Here is a 4,572-nt window from a genome sequence, read left to right as displayed (position 1 = left end):
CAAAGCGCCGAGGGTGGCCAGCACCGACTCGTTTTCCGGGCGGCCCTTGGGCAGCGTGGCCACGCACACCGCCGGCTCTGCGGTCAATGACTGCTCCACCGCGGCGGTCAGACCGCCACCGGGGCCCACCTCGACAAAAAGCTCGGCGCCCGACGACTCCGCCACCTGCACCCCGTCTGCGAAGCGCACTGGCTGGCGCACATGCTCAACCCAGTACTGCGGCGACCCGTACCCAGGGCCGGCCAACTCCCCAGTCAGGTTGGACACCAAGCCAATCCGCGGCGGTGCGGCGGAGACGCCGTCCAGGAGCCGGGTGAACTCTTCGAGCATGGGCTCCATCAACACCGAGTGAAAAGCGTGTGAAACCGCGAGTCGATGCACCCGCCGACCCTGCTGCGCCAAGCGATCCGCCAACGCGGTCACCGCCCCCTCGGCACCCGAAATGACCACCGCATCAGGCCCATTGACCGCCGCAAGACTGACGCCTTCGGTAAGCAACGGCGCCACTTCCGCCTCACTGGCGGCGATCGCAACCATCGCACCACCCGGCGGCAATGCCGCCATCAACCGGCCCCGGCCGGCCACCACTTTGGCCGCGTCGGACAGCGACAACACGCCTGCCACATGAGCAGCGGTGATCTCACCCACCGAGTGGCCCGTCACCACACTCGGCACCACCCCCCAGTGCTCCAGCAATGCCGTCAACGCCACCTCGACGGCGAACAGCGCGGGCTGCGCGAACTCGGTGCTTTGCAACAATTCGGCGTCGCTGCCCCACATCACCTGTCGCAGCGGCAACCGCAGATGTGCATCCAGCGCCGCGACTACCTCGTCAAAGGCCTTCGCGAACACCGGGAACCGGCCGTAGAGCTGCTGACCCATTCCCAGTCGCTGGGAGCCTTGACCGGAAAACACAAACGCCGTCTTGCCCACCGAGCGGGCCCGCCCCACCACCACACTCGCATCTGGTTCACCCGCGGCCAACCAGGCCAGCTCCGTTTTCAGCTGCTCACGATCGGCACCCACCACGACGGCCCGATGCTCGAACACCGAGCGCGTCGTCACCAGCGACCAACCCACATCCGCCGGACTCAGGCTCGTGTCGGCGGCCAGGTGCGCAAGCAGCCGCCGGGCCTGATTCGTCAACGCCTTCTCCGAGCGAGCCGACAAGACCCACGCGGTGACCGCGTCGTCGTCTTGCTGTGCCCCGGTGCTTTCCGGAATTTCCGGCGCCGGCGCCTGTTCGACGATCACGTGCGCATTCGTCCCGCTGATCCCGAATGACGAGATCCCCGCCCGGCGCGGCCCATCCCCAACCGGCCACGATCGCGAATCCGTCAACAGCGAGACGGCCCCGGCCGCCCAATCCACATGCGGGGTAGGCATATCCACGTGCAACGTCCGCGGCAGCACGCCGTGCTGGATCGCCTGTACCATCTTGATCACGCCAGCCACTCCGGCAGCGGCCGAGGTGTGACCGATGTTGGATTTGATGGACCCCAACCACAACGGCCGATCCGCCGGCCGGCCCTGTCCATAGGTCGCCAAAAGTGCCTGCGCCTCAATCGGATCCCCCAGCACGGTTCCCGTCCCATGCCCCTCGACCACATCGACATCCGCCGCGGTCAAGCCGGCGCTGGCCAGCGCCGCTCGGATAACCCGTTGCTGGGACGGCCCGTTCGGTGCAGTCAGCCCGTTCGAGGCGCCGTCCTGGTTCACCGCGGAACCCCGCACGAGTGCCAGCACCGGATGCCCCAACCGCCGGGCATCGGCCAAGCGCTCCACCGCCAAGACTCCCGCGCCCTCCGACCAGGCGGTGCCGTCGGCGGCGCCGGCGTACACCTTGCAATGGCCGTCGGGGGCCAGCGCCCGCTGACGGCTGAACTCGACAAACGCTGCGGGGGTAGCCATTACCGTGACGCCACCGACCAGTGCCAGATCACATTCGCCGGAGCGCAACGATTGCGCCGCCAGGTGCAACGCCACCAACGACGACGAACACGCCGTGTCCACCGACACCGCCGGGCCTTCCAGGCCCAGGACATACGACACCCGGCCCGAGGCGACGCTCAACGTCGAGCCGGTGAGCCCATATCCTTCCAGCTCGCCTTCCACCCAGCCCCCGTACCCGGCATGGATCACGCCGGCGAACACGCCCGTCGCCGAACCCCGCAGCCCGAGCGGGTCAATTCCAGCCCGCTCCAAGGCTTCCCACGACAGCTCGAGCATCAGCCGCTGCTGTGGATCCATCGCCAGCGCCTCGCTCGGTCCCACGCTGAAGAATCCGGCGTCGAAATCGCCGGCGTCGGCTAAAAATGAGCCCTGGCGCACGTACATCTTGCCTGGTGCGTCAGGGTTCGGGTCGAACAACCCCGCCACGTCCCAGCCGCGGTCGGTGGGAAAGTCCGACACCGCATCGCGGCCCTCAACCACCATGTCCCACAGGCTCTCCGGCGAATCCACCCCGCCCGGGTACCGGCACGCCATCCCCACCACCGCCACCGGCTCGGACTGCTTGGCCTCCAACTCCGACAGATGCCGGCGGGTGCGCCTCAGATCCGCGGTGAGCCGCTTGAGGTAGTCAACGTGCTTGGTGGTGCCCGACACTGTCGCTCCTTGGGGTGTCAGTCTTAGGAGCCGAGTTCTTCGTCGAGGATGGCGAAGAGTTGGCTTTCGGTGGCGTTCTGGATGTCGGAGTCGTCGGGGTCGTAGGGGTCAAGTTCGGCGCTCAGCGTCGTCAGTAGGCTTTGGATACGGGCGGCGAGGTGTGTCTTGTCCTCGGGTTTCCAGTCCGGCTGCCCGAGCAGCATTTGTAGTTCGCGGGTGACGTCGTTGAACCGGGCCATCAGGTCGGGTTGGTCACTGCCGGTGGTGGTGACCGCCAGCCGGGGGTCGAGGTGGTCTGCCAGCGCCGTGGGGGTGGGGTAGTCGAAGATCAGGGTCGGCGAAAGGGTCAGTCCGGTAGCGTTTTTGAGCCGGTTGCGCAGTTCGACGGCGGTCAGCGAATCGAAGCCGAGGTCTTGAAAAATGCTGCCGGGGTTGATGTCTGCGGTGTCGCGGCGGCCTAGTACCGTTGCTGCGTTGCTGCGGACCAGGTCCACGAGTTGGCGGTGTCGTTGCTCGGCCGACAGGCCGTGCAGCCGTGCCACCATGTTGGTCATCGAGGCAGCCGTCGTGTCGGTCTCGTCGATGACACGCCGGGTGGGGCGCGCCACCAAGTGGCTCAGCAGCGGCGGCAGCGCGGCACTATGGTCGGCCAGCGCAGCGGGATCGAGGCGCGCGGCCACCAGCATCGGGCGATCGGCGAGCATCGCGGTGTCGAGCAGTCGCAGTGCGTGCTCGGTTGCTACGGGTGCCAGCCCGACGCGGCTCATGCGGGCCTTGTCTCGGTCGGCGAGGTGTTGGGTCATGGCGCTGGCCTGTTCCCACAGTCCCCAGGCCACCGACAGCCCGGCCAACCCCCGGGCGCGCCGGTGGGCGGCCAACGCGTCGAGGAAACTGTTGGCCGCCGCATAGTTACCCTGCCCCGGCGCGCCGACGATGCCGGCCATCGACGAAAACAGCACGAACGCCGACAAATCCAAATCCCGGGTCAGCTCATGCAAGTTCCAGGCGCCATCGACCTTGGCCCGCAACACCGTATCCACCCGCCCCGGCGTCAACGACGCGATCAACCCGTCATCGAGCACCCCAGCGGCATGAAACACACCCCTAAGCGGATACTGCGGATCCAATCCGCCCAACAACGCCGCCGCTGCCTCACGATCGGCCACATCACAGGCCAGCACCGAGACCCGCGCACCGGCCTCTTCCAACCGGGCCACCAACTCCGCCACACCCTCGGCACCCGCCCCGCTGCGACTGACCAACACCACATGCGCGACCCCGTAACGGTTTACCAGATGCTCGGCCACCGCCGAACCGGCCATCCCCGTGCCCCCGCTGATCACCACCGTCGACCCCGCCAGCCCACCACCCTCGGCCACGGTCAACACCACCTTGCCGATCTGACGGGCCTGGGAAACATAGCGGTACGCCCCCGCAGCACTGCGCACGTCAAACGTCTTGACCGGCAACGGCGTCAACACACCATTGCCGAACAACCCCATCAACTCAGTCATCATCGCAGCGATATGGTCCGGGCCAGCCTCCATCAGATCGAACGCCCGGTACCGCACCCCGGGATGCTCGACCGCCACCAGTTGCGGGTCGCGTACGTCGGTTTTGCCCATTTCGACAAAATGTCCCCCGCGGGTCAGCAACCGCAGCGACGCGTCCAGGAACTCACCGGCCAGCGAGTTGAGCACCACATCCACCCCGGCGCCATCGGTGGCCGCCAGAAACTTCTGCTCGAACTCCACGGTCCGCGAATCACCAATATGACTATCGTCAAAGCCCATCGCGCGCAACGTGTCCCACTTGCCGCGACTAGCCGTAGCGAACACCTCCGCACCCCAATACCGGGCCAGCTGCACCGCCGCCATCCCCACCCCACCGGTGGCCGCATGCACCAACACCCGCTGCCCGCCCCGCAGACCGGCCAGCACCGACAGCCCATACCACGCCGTCAAA

At 67.2% G+C, this 4,572-nt stretch carries 2 protein-coding genes; both read right to left on the bottom strand.

Features of this window, described 5'->3' with window-relative positions; translation table 11 throughout:
• The coding region (locus VML93_RS22170; RefSeq protein WP_325614361.1) for a type I polyketide synthase at positions 1–2,607 on the bottom strand (2,607 nt) is incomplete at its 3' end.
• 23 nt (positions 2,608–2,630) lie between these two features.
• Positions 2,631–4,572 (bottom strand): type I polyketide synthase (locus VML93_RS22165; protein WP_325614360.1); only part of this gene is annotated, 1,942 nt, incomplete at its 5' end.

The organism is Mycobacterium sp., from assembly GCF_035499775.1.
Classification (GTDB): domain Bacteria; phylum Actinomycetota; class Actinomycetes; order Mycobacteriales; family Mycobacteriaceae; genus Mycobacterium.
Note: the sequence above shows the minus strand (reverse complement) of the source record. Positions and strands in the feature narration are given on the sequence as shown.